Below are 18,441 nucleotides of genomic sequence, written 5' to 3' on the forward strand. Positions count from 1 at the left end.
CGTCGGAGTGACGCGCTGACATGGTCGAAAGCCGGGCCCGGCGGCGCATGAGGCGCGCGTCCCGCACGGGCGCCTCGCGAGCGTCTTCGCGCGGGACGTTTGTCCCGGGCGCGGCGTCGCGGGCTCGATCGGCTTGCGCAGGGGTGCTTGCGCCCTGCGACGGCAGGGTTGGTTCACCCGCCCACGTGCGGACCTGTCATCACCCGGCACTCATGGAAGCACGCGAAGCCAGAGGACCGGGCCGCTGGTTTCGCCGCCACGCTTCACTCGCGCTCGCGCCGCCCGAGCGCGTGTACGATCGCCTCGGAACGCGTGTGCACCCCGAGCTTGTCGAAGATGCTCGAGAGCTGGTTGCGCACCGTCTTCTCGGTCTTGCGCAGGCGCTCGGCGATCGCGCGGTTGCCGAGCCCGCGCGCGACGAGGTCGAGCACCGCGGCTTCGGCGGGGGTGAGAGACTCGCCTGCGACGGCGGCGCCAGTGGCATTGGCCTCATCCTCGGCGAGGAACCGCTGCAGCTCGCCGAGAAAGACCGGCCACGCCGGCTCGCCTTCGAGCAGCACATGATTGGCGCTTTCGAGCGCGACGAAACGCGCGCCGCGGATCAGTGCGGCGAGTTGGCGCCCTTCGTCGAACGGCACGCGTGCGTCGTGCCGCGCGTGCATGACGAGCGTCGGCAGCGCGAGCGCGCGCGCCGCGTCGACCACGTCGACCGCGTGGAACGCCTCGAGTGTGCGCGCCGCCACCTCGGCGCTTGCGGTGAGCCGCTGCAGATCGGTCCACCAGCGGTGCTGCTCGGGCGTGCCGCCCGGGATGAACTGGCTCGTGAACACCTGCCGGAAGGCATCGCTGTCGCTGCCCCAGCCGACGCGGATGACGTTCACCATCGTCGCCGCCTCGAGCCGCTCGAGCTCGGTCGCGGCGCGCCGCATGGCCCCGCGCGCATACGCGCCGACGAGGATCAGCCGCGACACCCGCTCCGGGTGGCGCAGCGCGTACGTGATCGCCACCGCACCGCCCTGCGACATGCCAATCAAGGGGAAGCGTTCGAGGCTCAGGTGATCGACCACCAACTCGAGGTCGCGGACCCAGACGTCGAGCGAAAAGCCCGCGAACGCGCGGTCCGACAGCCCGCAACCGCGCTGGTCGTAGCGCACATAGGTATGGCTCCGCGTCAGCTCGCGCAGCCACGGCCGCCACACGGGGCTCTCGAGGTCGTGCTCGACGTGACTCAGCCAGTGCGCCGCCCGCACCAGCGGCGGCCCCGATCCGATTGACGCGATCGCGATGCGCGTGCCATCGGACGAGGTGCAAAAGCGCAGCTCCTGGCGGGTGGTCATGCGAGTCCGCGACGGTAGCTCCAGGGTTCAGCTGCATGGCTGGCGGATCGCTACTGTGTTCGACGCAGCGGCGCGGGGCAAGCCATCTGCGAGGCTGCGGTGATCGTGCCGGCGACACTCCTCCGGGTCGACGCGTTCATCGGAACCGGGCGCGACGAACGACGAAGAAGGCGTCGAGTGGTCACCGCTTCGCACATCGAAGAACGAGCGCGCCGGATCCGACGACGCGATGGCATGAGCTGCCGCGTCGTCGGGTCTCACCCCCACTTGGCAAAGCGGCGGCGATCCTTTCGCGCCTTACGCTCGCGCCACCACGGGATGCCGAGCGCCACCGCGACCACCAGACCGATGGCGGCGAATACGGCTACAGCGTGTTCCGAGATGAACGTCAGAAGAGTCAGCAGCATGGGCGGTAGTGTCATCCACCACCACCGGCCATCGACAGCCGCCTGTCGCTCGATTCCGCCGCAACGCCGCGGCGGCTCGCCGCATGGACGGCGAACGCGCGAAAGCTCCGCATGCCCAGGAGCGGCAAGCCGGGCCAAGTCGTTGTTCCCGACCACCCAAGTAAGCGCCCCATGGTGCCGCCGGCATCTGCGCACTCTCTTCGCAAGCGACGCGGTGGGACTCTGGTCGAGCCAATCGGTCCGTTGCAGACCGATCGCTGGTGGAGAGGGTGGGATTCGAACCCACGTCACGGCATAACCGTGAACCGGATTTCGAGTCCGGCGCATTCGACCACTCTGCCACCTCTCCCGTTCGGTGCTCGGCGGGTCCGTGCCGAAGCCGGCATTCTAGCGGGCTCTTGGGGCCACTTCGCCGCGAGGTGCGATCGGTGCCTCGATCGGCGGGCGCTGCGTGCGCTCCCGCACACGTCGCCGCGGGGCCGCCCCGCAAACGGCCGCACTTGGGCGGCGGTCAGGCCCGCAGCGTCGTCGTCCCGCCCAGGTACGGCTGCAGCACCGCGGGGACCGTGATCGAGCCGTCGGCGTTCTGGTAGTTCTCGAGCACGGCGACCAGCGTCCGGCCGACCGCGAGGCCGGACCCGTTGAGCGTGTGCACGTAGTCGTTCTTTCCTTGCGCGTTCTTGAAGCGCGTCTGCATGCGGCGCGCCTGGAAGGCGTCGCAGTTCGAGCACGAGCTGATCTCGCGATAGGTGTTCTGTGCCGGCACCCAGACCTCGAGATCGTAGGTGCGGCTGGCGCCGAAGCCCATGTCGCCGGTGCTCAGCAGCATCACGCGGTACGCCAGGCCGAGCTTGCGCAGGATCGTCTCGGCGTGGCCGACCATCTCGTCGAGCGCCGCGGCGCTCGCGTCGGGATGGACGATCTGCACCATCTCGACCTTGTCGAACTGGTGCTGGCGGATCATGCCGCGCGTGTCGCGGCCGGCGCTGCCGGCCTCGGACCGGAAGCACGGCGTATGCGCGGTCAGCTTGATCGGCAGCGCGTCGGCGGCCAGCACGCGCTCGCGCACCGAGTTGGTCAGCGAGATCTCGGACGTCGAGATCAGGTACTGCTCGGGGCTCTCCTCGTCGCCGCCCCGGCTGACCCAGAACATGTCTTCCTTGAACTTGGGCAGCTGGCCGGTGCCTTCGAGCACGTCGCGGTTGACGATGTACGGCGTGTAGCACTCGGTATAGCCGTGCTCGCCGGTGTGCGTGTCGAGCATGAACTGGGCGAGCGCGCGATGTAGCCGCGCGATCGGGCCGCGCAGGAAGCTGAAGCGCGCGCCCGACAGCTTCGCGCCGGTCTCGAAATCGAGCCCTAGCGGCGCGCCGAGGTCGACGTGATCGCGCGCCGCGAAGTCGAACGTCGGCGGCGTGCCCCAGCGTCGGATCTCGACGTTGGCGGTCTCGTCGGGTCCCACCGGAACGCCTTCGTCAGGTAGGTTCGGCAGTGCCATCAGCATCGCCGCGAGTTCGCGCTGCACCGCGTCCACGCGCTCGGCCGACGCCGCGAGCCGCGCGCCGATGCCGCCAACCTCGTCCATCTGCGCGCTCGCGTCCTCGCCGCGCCCCTTGCGCTGACCGATCTCCTTCGAGAGCGCGTTGCGGCGCGCCTGCAGCTGCTCGGTCTCGGTCTGGATCGTCTTGCGCTCGGCCTCCAGGCGCTGGAAGCGTTCGACGTCGAGGAAGGTCTGCGGCGAGGCGCGCGTTTCGAGCCGGGCGATAACGTGCGCGAGGTCCTTGCGCAGAAGGTTGACGTCGAGCATGCGGAGCGCGGCGGCGGCGCCGCCGAAGGAAGGCAGGAGGAGCGCGGATTGTAGGCAGCGCCCCTCCCGCTCAACCCGGTTCACCGGGCCGGCGTTGGGTGACCGCGTGCGCGCCCGGCGACCCTGTCGCACACTGCGCGACCACACGCCCGCCGCACCTTCCGCGCCGGGCACCGAGCGAGACGCCTTGCCCGCAGCCGAACCTCCCGCCACGCCTGCCCGAGCGCCGGACGCGCCCCGCCGCGACCCCGAGCGCCGCGCGTTCGTGATCAACGCCAACGCAGGCGGCGGCGCCCACCGCGGATGGCTCTCGAGCGCAGGCGAGGCGATCGCGAGGGTCGCGGGCGGCGGCGCGGTGACACTGGTCGCCGACGGCGACGCCCTCGATGCTGCCGTGGACGCCGCGCTGGCGAACGGCTGCCGCTGCATCGTCGCCGGGGGCGGCGACGGCACGATCAGCGGCGTCGCCGCGAAGCTCGTCGGACGCGACGTGGTGCTCGGCGTGCTGCCGCTCGGCACCCTCAATCACTTCGCCAAGGACCTCGGGCTGCCGCTCGACCCGGACGCGGCGCTGACGGTGGTCGAAGCCGGGTGCGCGACCCGCGTCGACGTCGGCGAGGTCAACGGGCGCGTCTTCCTCAACAACTCGAGCCTCGGCCTCTACCCGGCCATCGTGCGCCATCGCGAGCGCCAGCAGGAGCGCCTCGGCTGGGGCAAGTGGCCGGCTTTCGCGTGGGCGACGCTCGCCGCGCTGCGGCGCTATCCCTTTCTCGACGTGCGCCTGCGCACCGACGGCGCACCGCCCGAGGCGCTGCGCACGCCCTTCGTCTTCATCGGCAACAACGCCTATCGCATGGAAGGCATGCAGATCGGCACCCGCGACGGCCTGGCCGACGGGCTGCTCAGCCTCTACATGGCGCAGCGTACCGGTCGTTGGGGGCTGATCCGCCTCGCGCTGCACGCTCTATTCCGGCGCCTCGAACAAGCCGACGACTTCCGCATGCTGAGCACGCCCGAGGTGACGATCGAAACGCGGCACCGGCGCGTGCCGGTCGCGACCGACGGCGAGGTGACGCTGCTCGAGGCGCCGCTGCGCTATCGCATCCGGCCGCTCGCGCTGCAGGTGCTGGTCGCGGACGACTACGGGCGCTCGCGCGCCGGCACGCGCGACTCGAGCGCCGGCGGCGTGTAGCCGGGCGCGAAGCTGCAACCGGCGCCGAAGGGCGCCTCGAACGGGGTGCACGCCGCGGCGACGCTCGCCGGCGTCGGCTTGACGCCCTGCTCGACCCAGCGCAGCAGCTCCGCCAGCAACGCCGGATAGGTCGGATCGCTGATGTAGCTGTGCGTGCCGCGGGTCGTGAACGTCTGCACCAGGCGCGGGCCACTGCCGCCGGCTTCCATCACGCTTCGGAAGTACGCGTCGAGCTCGACGAACGCGGTCGGGTCGTCGATCCATTTCACGCTGAGAACCGGTACCGGAATGTGGCCGGTCGGATCGGTGTCGGCCGCGAAGCGCTGGTACGCGACCGGGTCGGCGCGGTAGCGCTGCACGCCGGCGTTCAGCGCCGCATCGTCGGCCGAGCCGGTGTATCGAGCGCCGACGTTGCCGAACGGACTCGCGCCGCCGGTGCGCTGGCTCGTCACGTCGCGAAAGTGGAACGTGCCCCAGCTCAGGTGCGACTGGATCGAACCGGCGGGGATCCGGATCACGCGCTCGACGGCCTCGACCTTCGCCTGCTGCTCGGGCGTGCGCTGCGCCGCCGGCTTGTCGAGCGCCAGGCACTCGTTGACGCGGGCGGCGAGCTGCGGCGGCGTCATGCCGGCGCCCGCAGGCAGCCCGAAGTTGAGCGGGTAGCCCGGCTCGTCGGGGCGCGGATGGTTGTTGCAGAGGTATTGGTAGACCACGCGCAGGTCGGTCCGGAAGTCGTACGAGCGGGTGCCGCCGGCCAGCACCCCGCTGGTCAGCAGCACCGCGTCGTACGGCTGCTCGCCGACGGTGCTTTCGGTGAACATCTCGGCGGCCTTCACCGCGACCCCGGCGCCCCATGACTGGCCGTGCAGGATGGTGCGCGCCGGCGTCGCCACATGGCGGAGGAAGATGCCGCGCAGGCGCTCGGTATCCTCGGCGGCGGCCCGTACCGCGACGCCGCCCTGGCGGAACGTCGAGCCGGCCCAGGCGTAGCCCGCCCGCACCGTGATCGCCCAGCGCGTCAGATCCTCGGCGGCTCGCGCGGCGCTCGGCGGCCCGAGCTCCGGACCGCCGTGCGCATGCAGCACCAGGCGGCCGTTCCAGCTCGCCGGCACGGCGATCAGGTAGTACGCGCCGAGCGAGTCGACACCCGCGAGGCAGCGCGTCGTCCCCGGTACCGCCGGCGGGCAGGCGACCGCGCCAGGCGCCGCTTCGGCCGAGGTGGCGGGTCCGCGCAGTCCGCCGAAGGGGCCCGAGCCGGCACAGCCGGCGAGCGCGACGAGCGCCAGCGCCCGGGCCGCGTGAAGACGAACGTGCATGGCCAAGGAGCTCTCCGCGAGTGGATCGAGCGTCGATTCTTGGCAGCCGCGGCCGCGATTGCAACGCGATTCGCGGACTCCCGCGATCGCAGCGCCGCGCGGCGCGTGCGCAGCATCGAGGGGGGCGTGGACCGAAGCCCTTGGGGAGCCTAGAAGCGCAGGTCCTCGATCACCACGCGCTCGAAGCGCCCGCGGTCGCCCGAATAGTCCCAGCGCTCGACCTCGCAGCGCCGTGGCGACTCCGACGGCGAGTGCCGGACCAGGTTCACCGAGTTGCAGGTGTTGTGCCTGAGGCGCGACGACACCGCGGTGCCGGCCTGCACCACGTACGCCGGCGAGCCGTCGGTCAGCGCGCGCTCGTGCAGCCGCACGATGAACGGCAGGTGGATGTGCCCGCCGAGGATGAGGTCGACGCCCGACATCGCCCAGCGGCGCAGCGCGCGCTGGTTGCCGTGCAGCACGTCGGGCTCGTCCTCCTCGCGTGTCACCGCGATCGGCTGATGCGTCACCACGATGCGCAGCTGCGCCCGCGTCGCCTGCTCGAGACGTCGCGCCACGCGGTCGACCTGCTCGCGCGACACCTCGCCATCCTTGTGACGCCAGGGCCGAGTGGTGTTGAGCGCGATGACCAGAAGCTCGTCCGATTCGTAGACCGGCTCGAGCTCGCCGCCGAACGCGCGCCGGTACTCGGCGTAGGGCGCGACCAGGCGCTTGCCCAGATTGAACAGCGGCAGGTCGTGGTTGCCCGGGATCGCGAGCATCGCCGGCACCTTCAGGCGGTCGACGAAGCGGCGCGCGGCGTCGAACTGCTCGCGCGTCGCGCGCTGGGTGATGTCGCCCGAGAGGATCAGCACGTCGGGGCGCTCGCGATGCGTCAGCTCGACCAGCGCCTCGACGACGTGTTCCTTCTCGGTGCCGAAGTGGGGATCGGAGATTTGCAGCAGGAGCGTCATGCGAGGGCTGGAAGCGACGGCCAAGGATAAGGACCAATCGCGACGGCAGCGATCATGCCTGCCCGCGCGCAGGGCGCGGTGGCGTCGGGAACGCCCACGCGACGAAGGGACACCCGGCGCGAACACCCGCTCTCGTAGAATCCGGCGCTCATGGCAACCCGCCTCACCGCCTTCCTGCTGATGCTGGTGCTCGTCTGCGCCGGCGTCTTCGGCGGGCCGTTCGCGAACGCGGCACCCGCCGTCGAGCAGGCTGCCCAGGTGACGGAGGTCGCGCTGGCCAGCCCCGCCAGCGAGGACGGCGGCGATTCCAGCCCGGGCGACCCTGCGGGCCAGAGCCCTGCCGAGACGGTCCACGACCTGCCGGCGCTCATCATGGCGGGCGCTCCGACGCCGGACAGCGGCCTCACGATGGCCGCGCCGCGCGCCTTCGCCGAGCGCGCCCCGCTGGCACCCTACCTGGACGGACCGCAGCGTCCGCCCCGCGCGACGACCCTCGTCGCCTGAGTCCGGCCGCGACGCGTTCGCGGCCGCTTCGCCCCCAGGCGTGTTCCCCGTGTGCCGTGCGGCACGCGCGCCACGCCATGCCAGCCCGCCGCCATGGACATCCTGCTCGACCCGAACGTGTGGATCGCGTTCGCCATGTTGACCGGCCTCGAGATCGTTCTCGGGGTGGACAACATCATCTTCATCTCGATCCTCGTCGGGCGCCTGCCGCCGGAGGTGCGCGACAAGGCGCGCCGCCTCGGCATCGGCTTCGCGATGGTCTCGCGGCTCCTGCTGCTGCTCACGCTGAGCTGGATCATGGGCCTCACGGCCGACCTGTTCCACGTTCTCGGCCAGGGCATCAGCGGGCGCGACCTGGTGCTGCTGTTCGGGGGCCTCTTCCTGCTCTACAAGGCCTCGCACGAGATCTTCGTCGAGGTCGAGGCGCCCGAGCAGGAAGGTCCGGCCCCCAGCGACCCGGTTGCGCTCAAGGCGGCCGGCCGGCGCGCCTTCTGGGCCGTGATCGGGCAGATCGCCATCATCGACATCGTGTTCTCGCTCGACTCGGTGATCACCGCGGTCGGCATGGTCGACCAGATCGGCGTGATGGTCGCGGCGGTCATCGCGTCGGTCGGCGTGATGCTGATCGCCGCCAAGCCGATCGGCGAGTTCGTCGACCGCCATCCGTCGGTGAAGGTGCTGGCGCTCGCCTTTCTCGTGATGGTGGGCATGGCGCTCACGGCCGAAGCTTTCGACGTCGGCATTCCCAAGGGCTACATCTACGCCGCGATGGCGTTCTCGCTGGCCGTCGAGTCGCTCAACATCCGCGCCCGCGCCAAGCGGCGGGCCGCCGCGCCGCCGGCCACCCCGACCGGGCCGGTGGCCGAGGCCTGACCCGTTCCTGCATTCCCTGTTCGTCCACTTCCGCAACTTCGAGGAAACACCATGACCCCCAGCTACGAGTCCTACCCGAGTTCGGCCGCCGGCACTGCCGTCGTCGCCGAGCGCAACCGCGTCCTGCGCAACACCTACTGGCTGCTCGCCCTCTCCATGGTGCCCACCGTCCTGGGCGCGTGGCTCGGCGTGACCACCGGCATCGCACGCGCGATGTCGCCCGGCATCGGCCTCGTGGTCTTCCTGGTCGGCGCGTTTGGCTTCATGTTCGCGATCGAGAAGACCAAGAACTCGGCGGCTGGCGTGCCGGTGCTGCTCGCGTTTACGTTCTTCATGGGCGTGATGCTGTCGCGCCTCGTCGGCACGGTGCTCGGCCTCGCCAACGGCGCCGGGCTCATCATGACCGCGTTCGCCGGCACCGGCGTCATCTTCCTCGGCATGGCGACGCTGTCCTCGGTGATCAAGCGCGACCTCAGCTCGATGGGCAAGTTCCTGTTCATCGGCGCGATCATGCTGCTCGTGGCCGGCATCGCGAACGTGTTCCTGCAGTCGAGCGCGCTGATGATCACCCTCGCGGTGCTCGCGATCGGCATCTTCTCGGCGTTCATCCTGTACGACCTGAAGCGCGTGCAGGACGGCCTCGAGACCAACTACATCAGCGCGACGCTCGGCGTCTACCTCAGCCTCTACAACGTGTTCCAGTCGCTGCTCGCGCTGCTCGGCATCTTCGGCGGCCGCGACGAGTAAAGCCGGGTTCCGGCCGCTGCGGCGGCCGATGCCTGCCGGCCCGGTGCGCTCCTCGCGGAGTGCACCGGGCCGTTTCGCTTCCGGCGCGAGCAAGCCGTGTGGCGGCGCTCAGTTCAGCTTCGCGCCCGACTCGCGCACCGCGACACGCCAGTGCTCGATCTCGCGCCGGATCACCTGCGCGAACTCCTGCGGCGGCGCCGCGATCACGTCCATCGACTGCCGTTCGAGCTGCTCGCGCACCTCGGGGTCGCCGAGGATCTTCACGATGTCGGCGTGCAGTGCGCGCAGCAGCGCAGGCGGCAGACCGGCCGGCGCGACGATGCCGAAGATGCCCTCGTAGCCGAGCCCCGGGTAGTGCTCGGCGAGCGTCGGCACCGCCGGGAACTGGCGGTTGCGACGCGGGTCGGTCACGGCGAGCAATCGGAGCGTGCCGTTGCGAAGGTGCGGCAGCGCCGACTCGAGCACCACGAATGCCGCCTGCACGCGTCCCGGCAGCAGCTCGCGGTAGGCCCCGCTGCTACCCGAGAACGGCACATGGACCATGTCGATGCCGGCGCGGCGGGCGAGCAGCTCGCCGGTGACGTGACCGCCGGTGCCGATGCCCAGCGACGCCCAGCTGACGGCGCCCGGCTTCGCCTTCGCGTACGCGACGAACCCCGGCAGGTCGTCGACGCCGAGCGAGGCGTGCACGACGAGCGCGACGGTCACGCTGCCGATCAGCGTGACCGGCGTCAGCTGGCTCAGCGTGTCGTACGGCAGGTCGCTGCGCAGGCTCGGGTTGATCGTCAGCGAGTTGATCGCGAGGCCGAGCGTATGGCCGTCGGGCGGCGCCTGCACCACCGTCTGCGTCGCGATGATGCTGCCCCCGCCCGGCTTGTTCTCGATGTTGACGGCCTGACCCCAGAGCTCGGCGAGCTTGCCGGCGAGCGGCCGCAGGATCGCGTCGGTCGAGCCGCCGGCCTGCTGCGGCGAGACGATGCGCACCGAGCGGGTCGGGTGGAACGCCGCGCCCGCCGGCTGCGCCAGGGTTGGCAAGGCGACCGGCAACAGGCTGCACACAGCCGCCCGGACGAGCCAGTCGCGGCGGGTCGACGCGCGGTCGAGGTCGTGCACGGGCGTCGGTTCGGTTGCCGGAGAGTCGGCGTGCATCAGGCGGACGCGCCGAGGTCCGCCGGCGCGCGTCGTGCCGCCACCGAGGCACCGGCCGCGGGGTCGTGGTCGGCGGGCAGGCTCGGGTGCAGCGTGCGCAGCGGCGGCGGCTCGCTGCGCGCGCGCTCGCGCCCCGCTTCGAGCGCGCGCTGCAGCGTGGGCGCGGTCCGGCGCGGATCGTCGCCGAGGCCGCGAACGATGCACACGCCGGCGGCGCCGCACGCCGCCGCCTCGGCGACCTGCGCGGGCTCGAGGATGCCGCCGATCGCGACCACCGGAACGCCGGCCATGCGGCACCACCAGGCGAGGTTGTCCATGCCTTGCGGACGCCACGGCATCTCCTTGGTCAGCGTCGGCCAGACCGGGCCGCAGGCGACGTAGCCCGGGCCGAGCGCGAGCGCGCGACACAGCTCCCACAGGCTGTGCGAGCTGACGCCGAGCGCCATGCCCGTCGCGCGAAGGGCCTGTCGTCCGTCGCGGCCGAGCCCGAGCAGGTCCTCCTGGCCGAGGTGGACGCCGCCGGCGCCGAGTTCGGCGGCGAGCTGCCAGTGGTCGTTGACGAACAGCTCGGCCGACGCGGCGCGGGCGGCCGCGACGCTCGCCGCGATCTCCGAGCGCAGCGCCGCAAGCCATGCGGTGCCTGGCTCGGGCGGCGTCTTGATGCGCAACTGGACGGTGCGTACGCCGGCGTCGAGCACCTGGCGCACGCGCGCGGCGCTGTCGACGATGGCGTAGAGGCCGAGCGATGCCTGCGAACCGGGAGCCGCAGGCGGCGGCTCCACCGGCTCGTCGCCCCACGAGAGCAGCGGCAGCGCGCGTGCATCGCCGCCGTCGAGCGCACCCTGGATCTGCAAGGTCGCGGCGATCACGGCATCGGCGTCGACGAAGCCGGCGGCAAGCGCGTCGAGCAGAGGCTCGGCGCAGCGCGCTGCGGACGTGCCGCCGCCGCCGAGGTCGCGGCGCAGCCAGCCGCAGGCGTGACGGGTGTCGATCCAGTCGGGCGCGCCGGCGTCGCCGAGCACCCAGACCGCGCGGGCGCCGGCGTCGCGCAAGGCACCGGCGAGCGCCGGTGCTGCCGGCACTGCATCGGCCGCGCGGCCGAGCGCCGCCAGCGCCGCGCGAGGCGACGCCGTCGTGACCGCGGCTGCAGCGCGCGCATGCACCTGCAACGCCGCGTCGCCGCGCCGCTCGATCACGCACACCGCACCATCGAACGTGCGCGCGCTCATCGCATCACCCTGCCGCCGTCGACGATCAGCACCTGGCCCGTGACGAACGCCGCCGCCTCCGAGGCCAGGAACAGCACCGGCCCCGCGACGTCCTCCGGGCGGGCGAGCCGGCGCAGCGGCGTCGCCGCCATGATCTGCTCGCGAAAGCTCGCGCGCGTGGCGGCGCTGCCGGCGGTCGGATGCACCAGCCCGGGAGCGACGCAGTTGACGCGCACGCCGAGCGGGCCGACCTCGGCCGCAAGGTTGCGGCTGAAGCCGACCAGCGCGCTCTTGGCGGTGGCGTAGTCGTGGTACGGGACGATCGGATCGTCGACGAGATCGCTCACCAGGTTGACGATCGCGCCGCGCGCGCGGCCCCGGAAGTGCGGCAGCACGGCGCGGCAGAGGTGATATGCCGGGCCGACTGCGCCGTCGAACTGCGCGCGATAGTCGGTCCACGCGAGGTCGTCGAAGCGCGCGCGCCGTTCGGGGTCGAACGCGTAGCCGGCGAACGCATTGTTGACGAGCACGTCGATGCGGCCGAACTCGTCGGCGGCGCGGGCGACGAGGCCGGCCGCCGCGTCGGGCTCGGTCACGTCGGCGGCGATCGCGAGCGCGTCGCCGCCGGCCTCTCGGCACGCCTGGACCACTTCGCCCGCGGCGGCGTGGTTCTCGCGGTAGTTCACCACCACGCTCGCACCCCTTCCCGCGAACGCCCGCGCGATCGCCGCGCCGATGCCGCGCGAGGCGCCGGTGACGAGCACCACCTGTTCGCTGAAATCCATGGGCGGTCCTTCAGCGGCCGGGCAGCAGATCGACGGCCGCGTGCCGCGCGATCGCGAGAGGCTGGCGCACGAGCCCGAGCTTGCGGTAGACGTCGGCGGCGGCCTGCAGCGACGCGACGTCGAGCGCGCCCAGGCCCTTCTGCCGGGTCAGGTCGGAGACCGATGCCGCATTGCGCAGGCGCACGATCTCGAGGTTGAGCGCCGGGTCGCTGCCGTCGATGGCGCGCGTGGTCGCAAGGCCCGCCGCCTCCTCCGGCGCGGCGATCATCCATGCGGCGGCATCGCGGTAGGCGCGCAGGAAACGCGCGAGCGCCGCCTTGCGCGACCGGTACGCCGCCTCGGTGACGACGAAGAGGTCGCTCGACACGTTGAGGTGGCGCGCGACGTCGATCACCTCGACCTCGCCGAGGCCGCGCCGCCGCCCGACCAGAAGGCCGGTATCGGTCGCGGCGGTGGCGTCCACCTGCCCCTGCAGCAGCGGTGCGAAGTTGAGGATGCCCGTCACGACCACCGTGACGTCGGCTTCCGAGAGGCCCGCCTGGTGCAGCAGCACCTGCAGGTTCTGGCGCGTGCCGCTGGCGAGGCTGTAGACGCCGATGCGCTTGCCCCTCAGGTCGGCGGGCGTGCGGATGCCGCTCTTCTTCAAGGCGACGACGTTGAACACGTTCTGCGGGTAGACGTCGTACACGGCGACGAGCTTCTCGCCCTTGTCGAGCGCCGCGAAGAACGAGCCGGGGTCGGTGAACGCGACGTCGGCGCGCCCGCTCAGCAGGTTGCGGATCGCGTCGCCGCCGCCGGTCCCCGGCACGTATTCGAGATCGATGCCCTGGGCGCGGTAGAAGCCCTTGTCGGCATCGACCAGCAAGGGCGTCACCTCGACGATCGGCTTGCTCCAGCCGGCGACGGTGATCTTCTCCAGCGGCGCGCCCTGCGCGCGCGCGGCGACCGGCAGCGCGCAGGCGAGCGCGAGCAGGTGGCGCCGCGAAAGCCCGTTGCTGTGCCGGTTCATCGCGCGCCCTCGCTGTAAGGCCGCAACAGGCGCTGCTCGAGCAGCAGCATCGCGTGATACGCCACGACGCCGAGCAGCGAGACGAGCACCAGCACCGCGAACATCAGCGGCGTGTCCATGCTGCCCTGCGCGGCGATGATCAGCGCGCCGAGACCGTGGCTCGCGCCGACGAACTCGCCGACCACCGCGCCGACCAGCGCGAGCACCACCGCGATGCGAACGCCGGCCAGGATCGCCGGCAGCCCCGCGGGCACCTTGAGGCGCCACAGCGTCTGCGCGCGCGTCGCACCCAGCATGCGAAACAGTTCCAGGCGCTCGGGCGGCACCTGCTGCAGGCTCGTCATCGTGTTCTCCATCACCGGAAAGAAGCAGATCAGCAGCGTGATCACGATCGTCGAGGTCATGCCGAAGCCGAACCAGACGATGAAGAGCGGCATCAGCGCGAGCTTGGGCACCACCTGGCTGACGACGACGTACGGCATCAGGAGGCGTCGCAGCACGGCCGACTCGGCCAGCAGCACGCCGGCGCCGAAGCCGACCGCGCAGCCGGCGACGAAGCCGGCCGCGAGCTCGACAGCGGTCGCCCGCAGATGCGGCCAGAGGTAGCCGGTCGCGAGGCCGCGCCACAGCGCGCCGGCGACGACGCTCGGGGCCGGCAGCACCAGGCTGGACAGCGCCAGCGCGCGCGCGGCGGCCTCCCAGGCGAGCAGCAGCGCCGCCAACAGCAGCGCCTGTGCGAGCCGCGTCCGCGGGTTCATGCCGCGACCGCCTCGACGCCGAGCGCCGCACGCAGCACCGCACACGCGGCCACGAACCCGGTGCTCTCGCGCGTGCCCGGCTGGCGTGGCACTTCGAGCGGTACCGGTACGGTCCGGCGCAGCCGCCCACCGGCGAGCACCGAGACGCGATCGCCCAGGTAGACCGCCTCGGCGATGTCGTGGGTGACGAAGAGCACGGTCGTACCGAGCCGCTCCGCGAGCCGCAGCAGGTCGTGCTGCAGTTCCTCGCGCGTGATCGCGTCGAGCGCAGCGAACGGCTCGTCGAGCAGCAGCAGCGGCGGGCTCGGCAGCAGCGCGCGGGCGAGCGCGACGCGGCTCTGCTGGCCGCCCGAGAGCTGGCGCGGGTGACGTGCGGCGTGGCGCGCCAGCCCGAGCTGGGCGAGCAGCGCCTCGGCCTGCCGGACGTCGGCCGGCGTCGGCCGGCGCTGCAGCGCGACCGGCAGCAGCACGTTGTCGAGCACCGTCCGCCACTCGAGCAGCGTCGGCGCCTGGAACACGAAGCCGACCCGGCGCTGGTCGATCGCGGTGCTGCCGTCGACGAGCACACGCCCTCGCCGCGGCGCGACGAGGCCGGCGGCGAGCCTGAGCAGCGTCGTCTTGCCGCAGCCGCTGCGCCCGACGAGGCAATGGAACTCGCCCGGCGCGATGGCGAGGTCGATGCCGTCGACGACCGGCGGCGCGCCGGGAAAGCCGAACGTCACGCCCTCGAAGGCGAGGAAGCTCACGCGCCCTCCTCCTCGGCGTACGGGGCGAAGCGGTCGGCGGCGCGCTCGGCGGCGCCCTCGATCTCGACCATGCGCACGAGATCGGCGAGGTTGAAGCGCCCGTCGTGGTGCCACCCGGCCTCGGGCTGCGTCATGCCGCCGATCGGCGCGACGCGGGTGACGCCGGCTGCGCCAAGCGGTTCGGCGAGCCGGTACAGCTCTTCCGGCGTGGTCGCGACGCCGACCGTCTGCAGGTACGCGGCGTGCGGCGCGAGCAGCGCCGGAACCTCGTCGAGCGCATCGACCGCGCTGACCTGCACGCAGCGCGCGCCGGCGGTCGGGGCGAGCGCCATCGCGGCATCGGCAAAGGCGACGGACCAGCCGGCGGCGTCGCCGATCAGCTCGGCGCCTTCATGGGCCATGGCGCGCCACTCGGCAGCCTGCCGCCACGCCGCGAGCGCGGCCGATTCGCCGAGCGCGAGTTCGGGCGCGGGGTGGCGCCGCTCGAGGTTCGCGAGCTCGGCGGCGAGGTACTGCGCGAAGCCGCGCGGGTCGACGCGGGCGCCGCGCTCGACGTAAACGGCGTGCGGCGAGTAGCAGCCCTGCTGCTCGTGGCGCACGAGGTCGAGCGCGAGGCGGCGCGCGGTCTCGACGCCCTTGACCGCGTCGAGTGCGGCGCGCCCGACCAGCGCGGCGCCGACCTTGTGGCCGTAGCCGAGAAAGCGCGTCGTCACGGGCAGCTGGGCGCGGATCTCCGCGAGCGCGGCATTGCCGCCGTAGGCGAGCACGCAGTCCGCCTGGGCGTAGAGGCTCGCTGCCGCGGCCGCATCGCCGCCCTGCCACCAGACGACGCCGACGCACGCGCCGAGCGCCGGGTCGACGTCGGCAAGGCCGCGCGCGAACAGGCTCGCGAACACCGGCTCGGCACTCGGCAGCTTGCCGATCGACGCCGCCTTGACCAGCAGCCCCGAGACCAGGCTCCAGAGCGGCAGCCCCGCGACGTTGCCGGCCCAGCTGTGCACCAGCAGGCGCGGCCCGAACGCGCGCACCGCACCCCCCTTCACCGCCGGCTGGAAGCCGTCGAGCAGCTTCGGGTTGGCGAAGTCCTCGGCGACGAAGCGGTGCAGCTGCGGCGCACGAAAGGCCTTCAGGTACGCGGTCGTCTGCAGCCGAAGCCGCTCGGCATCGTGACCGGTGACGATCGGCAGCAGTTCGTCGAGCTCCCGGCGCAGCGGGTCGGCCGCGTCGAGGAAGCGGGCGACGACACGATCGAGCACGCGGACGATCGCGTCCACGGTCATCCGGTGCAGCGTCTCGCGCGCGGCTGCCTGCACCGCGGTGGCGAGCGCCTGCATCGCCGCGTCGGCAAGCACCGGCAGCTCGACGTCGATCGCGCCGGCACGCGACGCGAAGCGCAGCGTGCGCCAGGCCACGCCGTCGGGCGCTAGCCCCGGCAGGTGGCCGGCCCGCCAGGTGCGCGTCATCGCGCCGCCGCCTCGACGAATTCCTGCACCGCCATTGAGCAGCCCTTGGCCTCGGCACCCTCGGCGCGGCCGAGCAGGAGGAAGCCGCCGTCGGCGGCGATGCCGACGTCCTCGGTCAGGATCGCCGTCACCGAGTTGAAGTTGGCCAGGTCGACGTGCAGCAGCACGCCGCGCTCGCCGGCGGCGAGCTCGCGGCCGGAGAGCGGCTCCACCACGCGCGAGCGCACCCAGTGCGGCGCGCGCTTGACCGACGGCACGCGGGCGTTGCCGGCGTCGTAGAACTGGCTGCTCAGCTCGGTCATGCCGTACATGTTGATGCAGCGTTCGCGCGGCACGCCGAAGGTCGCCGCCAGCGCGTCGTAGAACGCGTCGAGCGGAAGCTCGCGCGCCTGGTTCTTGTAGCCGCCCGTGTCGAGGATGCGACTGCCGGGCGGCAGCGCGAACACGCGGCCGCGCCGCTCGAGCGCCTCGAACACGTGCACGAAGCTGTAGCTGGCACCGAGCACGGCGACCGGCTCGCCGCGATCGATCGAGGCATCGAGCCACGCGACCAGGCCGTCGACGTCGATGCCGTCGGCCCCGACGAAGCTCGGGCTCTCGCCGACGCCGAAGGTGCGCGCGGCGAGGGCCAGGTAGTGCGCGAGCGACGAGTTCGGCAGCTCGCGCTCGGCCGGGAACAGCAGCGCCATCGGCAGGCGCTCGCTGCCCGCCATGAAGCGCGCGGCGAAGTGGCGCTGCATCGACGCCTCCCAGACCGCGAGCGTCGGATGGTGGTTGCGCCCCTTGACGTCGCCGCGCGTGGTGCCGCTGGTCGCGAAGACGCGCTCGCAGTCGTCGACCGGATGCGCGCTCAGCGTCGCGTCCTTGAACGCGCTGATCGGCACCGCCGGAATGTCGCGCCACGAACGCACCGTGCGCGGCGTCGCGCCGCGGCGCTGGCAGAAGCGCCGGTACGGCACGTCGTGCGCGTGCTGGTGCGCGAACAGCGCGAGCGCGAGGGCGTCGAAGTCGGCTTCCGCCGGGGCGTCCGCGCCGATGAAGTCGAGCACGCGCCGGGCGATCGACCGCGTCGGCTCGGGCAGGCTGTCGATCGGGCGCGGCCCGATCACCGGTCCGGCGCCGACGTGCCCGGCGTCCCTGGCCGCGTGGCTCACGAGAGCGCCTTCAGCCGCATCGGCTGCGGATCGAAGCCGTGGTTGAGCGGACCGCTGCCCGCGCCGGTGCGCACCGCCGCGCCGGCCTCGAGCGCGCCGCGCACGAACGCCGACGCGTCGAGCACCGCCTCGCGCAGGTCGCGCCCGAGCGCCAGGAACGCCGCGATCGCACTCGACAGGGTGCAGCCGGTGCCGTGGCTGTTCGCGCTCGCGATGCGCGGCGCGCGGATCCAGAACGGCGCTGCGCCCGGCGTCAGCAGCAGGTCGCTGACGGTGTCGCCGGCGAGATGACCGCCCTTGAGCAGGACCGCGCGCGCGCCCATCGCGAGCAGGCGGCGTGCGGCGCTCTCCATGTCGGCCTCGTTCGCGAGCGTGCGCTCGACGAGCAGCCCGGCTTCGTCGAGGTTGGGCGTGATCACGAGCGCCCTCGGGAACAGCTCGGCGACGAGCGCACCGACCGCGCCTCGGTCGATCAGCACCGCGCCGCTGGTCGCGATCATCACCGGGTCGAGCACGACCTGCCCGAGGGCGTGGCGCTCGATGGCCGCGGCGACGGTCGTCACCGTCTCGGCCGAATGCAACATGCCGATCTTCACCGCGTCGACGCCGATGTCCTCGACAACGGCGTCGATCTGGTCGGCGAGCATCGCGCTCGGCACCGCGTGGATCGCGCGCACGCCGAGCGTGTTCTGCGCCGTCAGCGCGGTGAGCGCGGTCATGCCGAAGCAGCCGAGCGCCGCGAAGGTCTTGAGGTCGGCCTGGATGCCGGCGCCGCCGCCGCTGTCGGAGCCTGCGATCGACAGCACGCGCGGGTAGCGCCAGCGTGGAGCGGCGCCGCTCATGGTCGGCAGCACGCGAACGGCGCGATTGGATGCATGGGACCTCTTTCCGACGTGGCGTTCGCTCCGCAGGAAAGACCCCGACGCGGACGGCGACGTCCGCTGGGAATGCTCTTCTTACGCCGGCATGAACCGGTTCAAGTTCGCGGGTCTGGATCTCAGCGCGCTTCACGCACGCACCCCGGAGCGGCGCC

The 18,441-nt window shown here is 72.4% G+C and carries 18 protein-coding genes and 1 tRNA gene; 4 read left to right on the top strand and 15 right to left on the bottom strand.

What is annotated here, in order from left to right:
* Window positions 1-263: 263 nt before the first annotated feature.
* From HQN59_RS15905 to serS, 4 genes are all read right to left on the bottom strand, one after another.
* Complete coding sequence (locus HQN59_RS15905; protein WP_176070101.1) at window positions 264-1,337, bottom strand: alpha/beta fold hydrolase; 1,074 nt, start codon at window positions 1,335-1,337, stop codon at window positions 264-266.
* A 257-nt stretch (window positions 1,338-1,594) separates the two neighbouring features.
* Window positions 1,595-1,744 carry a hypothetical protein gene (locus HQN59_RS15910; RefSeq protein WP_176070102.1) on the bottom strand — a complete coding sequence of 50 codons (150 nt, stop codon included), beginning with the start codon at window positions 1,742-1,744 and terminating at the stop codon, window positions 1,595-1,597.
* 258 nt (window positions 1,745-2,002) lie between these two features.
* Window positions 2,003-2,093: transfer RNA gene (locus tag HQN59_RS15915), tRNA-Ser, on the bottom strand.
* Between the two features lie 162 nt (window positions 2,094-2,255).
* A complete protein-coding gene (serS, locus tag HQN59_RS15920) occupies window positions 2,256-3,551 on the bottom strand; it encodes a serine--tRNA ligase (protein ID WP_176070103.1) in 1,296 nt (431 codons plus the stop codon).
* A gap of 265 nt (window positions 3,552-3,816) precedes the next feature.
* Between serS and HQN59_RS15925 the strand changes: the two genes are divergently transcribed.
* Window positions 3,817-4,743: a diacylglycerol/lipid kinase family protein gene (locus HQN59_RS15925; RefSeq protein WP_342451222.1), complete on the top strand. Its 927-nt coding sequence runs from the start codon at window positions 3,817-3,819 to the stop codon at window positions 4,741-4,743.
* Here the strand turns inward: HQN59_RS15925 and HQN59_RS15930 are convergent.
* Together HQN59_RS15930 and HQN59_RS15935 are read right to left on the bottom strand one after the other, a co-directional pair.
* Window positions 4,692-6,059 (bottom strand): hypothetical protein, encoded by a 1,368-nt coding sequence (locus HQN59_RS15930; protein ID WP_176070105.1) that lies wholly within the window; start codon window positions 6,057-6,059, stop codon window positions 4,692-4,694. The genes HQN59_RS15925 and HQN59_RS15930 overlap by 52 nt on opposite strands.
* 149 nt (window positions 6,060-6,208) lie before the next feature.
* Window positions 6,209-7,012 carry a metallophosphoesterase family protein gene (locus HQN59_RS15935; protein ID WP_176070106.1) on the bottom strand — a complete coding sequence of 268 codons (804 nt, stop codon included), beginning with the start codon at window positions 7,010-7,012 and terminating at the stop codon, window positions 6,209-6,211.
* Window positions 7,013-7,162: 150 nt separating this feature from the next.
* Here HQN59_RS15935 and HQN59_RS15940 point away from each other — a divergent pair, with 150 nt between their 5' ends.
* The 3 genes from HQN59_RS15940 to HQN59_RS15950 all read left to right on the top strand — a co-directional run bounded on the left by HQN59_RS15940 (window position 7,163) and on the right by HQN59_RS15950 (window position 9,136).
* Window positions 7,163-7,516, top strand: coding sequence for a hypothetical protein (locus HQN59_RS15940; protein WP_176070107.1), 354 nt, complete (start codon window positions 7,163-7,165; stop codon window positions 7,514-7,516).
* A 93-nt stretch (window positions 7,517-7,609) separates the two neighbouring features.
* Window positions 7,610-8,389 (top strand): TerC family protein, encoded by a 780-nt coding sequence (locus HQN59_RS15945; protein ID WP_176070108.1) that lies wholly within the window; start codon window positions 7,610-7,612, stop codon window positions 8,387-8,389.
* Between the two features lie 51 nt (window positions 8,390-8,440).
* Window positions 8,441-9,136 (top strand): Bax inhibitor-1/YccA family protein, encoded by a 696-nt coding sequence (locus HQN59_RS15950; protein WP_176070109.1) that lies wholly within the window; start codon window positions 8,441-8,443, stop codon window positions 9,134-9,136.
* 108 nt (window positions 9,137-9,244) lie between these two features.
* Here HQN59_RS15950 and HQN59_RS15955 read toward each other — a convergent pair whose 3' ends face one another.
* Genes HQN59_RS15955 through thiD form a run of 9 tightly spaced genes read right to left on the bottom strand, consistent with a single transcriptional unit; the run spans window position 9,245 to window position 18,250 of the window.
* Complete coding sequence (locus HQN59_RS15955) at window positions 9,245-10,285, bottom strand: Bug family tripartite tricarboxylate transporter substrate binding protein (protein WP_176070110.1); 1,041 nt, start codon at window positions 10,283-10,285, stop codon at window positions 9,245-9,247.
* Window positions 10,285-11,514: a thiamine phosphate synthase gene (locus HQN59_RS15960; RefSeq protein ID WP_176070111.1), complete on the bottom strand. Its 1,230-nt coding sequence runs from the start codon at window positions 11,512-11,514 to the stop codon at window positions 10,285-10,287. Before HQN59_RS15960 ends, HQN59_RS15955 begins: the two co-directional genes overlap by 1 nt.
* Window positions 11,511-12,278: an SDR family oxidoreductase gene (locus tag HQN59_RS15965; protein ID WP_176070112.1), complete on the bottom strand. Its 768-nt coding sequence runs from the start codon at window positions 12,276-12,278 to the stop codon at window positions 11,511-11,513. The genes HQN59_RS15960 and HQN59_RS15965 overlap by 4 nt, the downstream gene beginning before the upstream one ends.
* A 10-nt stretch (window positions 12,279-12,288) precedes the next feature.
* Entirely contained in the window at window positions 12,289-13,287 is a 999-nt protein-coding gene (locus HQN59_RS15970) for an ABC transporter substrate-binding protein (protein ID WP_176070113.1), read from the bottom strand.
* Window positions 13,284-14,045 carry an ABC transporter permease gene (locus HQN59_RS15975; protein ID WP_176070114.1) on the bottom strand — a complete coding sequence of 254 codons (762 nt, stop codon included), beginning with the start codon at window positions 14,043-14,045 and terminating at the stop codon, window positions 13,284-13,286. Before HQN59_RS15975 ends, HQN59_RS15970 begins: the two co-directional genes overlap by 4 nt.
* The gene (locus HQN59_RS15980) at window positions 14,042-14,791 is read right to left on the bottom strand and encodes an ATP-binding cassette domain-containing protein (protein ID WP_176070115.1); all 750 of its coding nucleotides are present in this window, start codon (window positions 14,789-14,791) and stop codon (window positions 14,042-14,044) included. The genes HQN59_RS15975 and HQN59_RS15980 overlap by 4 nt, the downstream gene beginning before the upstream one ends.
* Complete coding sequence (locus tag HQN59_RS26180) at window positions 14,788-16,254, bottom strand: acyl-CoA reductase (RefSeq protein ID WP_176070116.1); 1,467 nt, start codon at window positions 16,252-16,254, stop codon at window positions 14,788-14,790. Before HQN59_RS26180 ends, HQN59_RS15980 begins: the two co-directional genes overlap by 4 nt.
* Complete coding sequence (locus tag HQN59_RS15990) at window positions 16,251-17,345, bottom strand: LuxE/PaaK family acyltransferase (protein ID WP_425342736.1); 1,095 nt, start codon at window positions 17,343-17,345, stop codon at window positions 16,251-16,253. Before HQN59_RS15990 ends, HQN59_RS26180 begins: the two co-directional genes overlap by 4 nt.
* A gap of 59 nt (window positions 17,346-17,404) precedes the next feature.
* On the bottom strand, window positions 17,405-18,250 hold the full coding sequence (thiD, locus tag HQN59_RS15995; protein ID WP_176070222.1) for a bifunctional hydroxymethylpyrimidine kinase/phosphomethylpyrimidine kinase: 846 nt from the start codon (window positions 18,248-18,250) through the stop codon (window positions 17,405-17,407).
* Window positions 18,251-18,441 lie beyond the last annotated feature (191 nt).

The sequence above is a fragment of the Rhizobacter koreensis genome (assembly GCF_013366375.1).
GTDB classification, from domain to species: domain Bacteria; phylum Pseudomonadota; class Gammaproteobacteria; order Burkholderiales; family Burkholderiaceae_C; genus Schlegelella_A; species Schlegelella_A koreensis.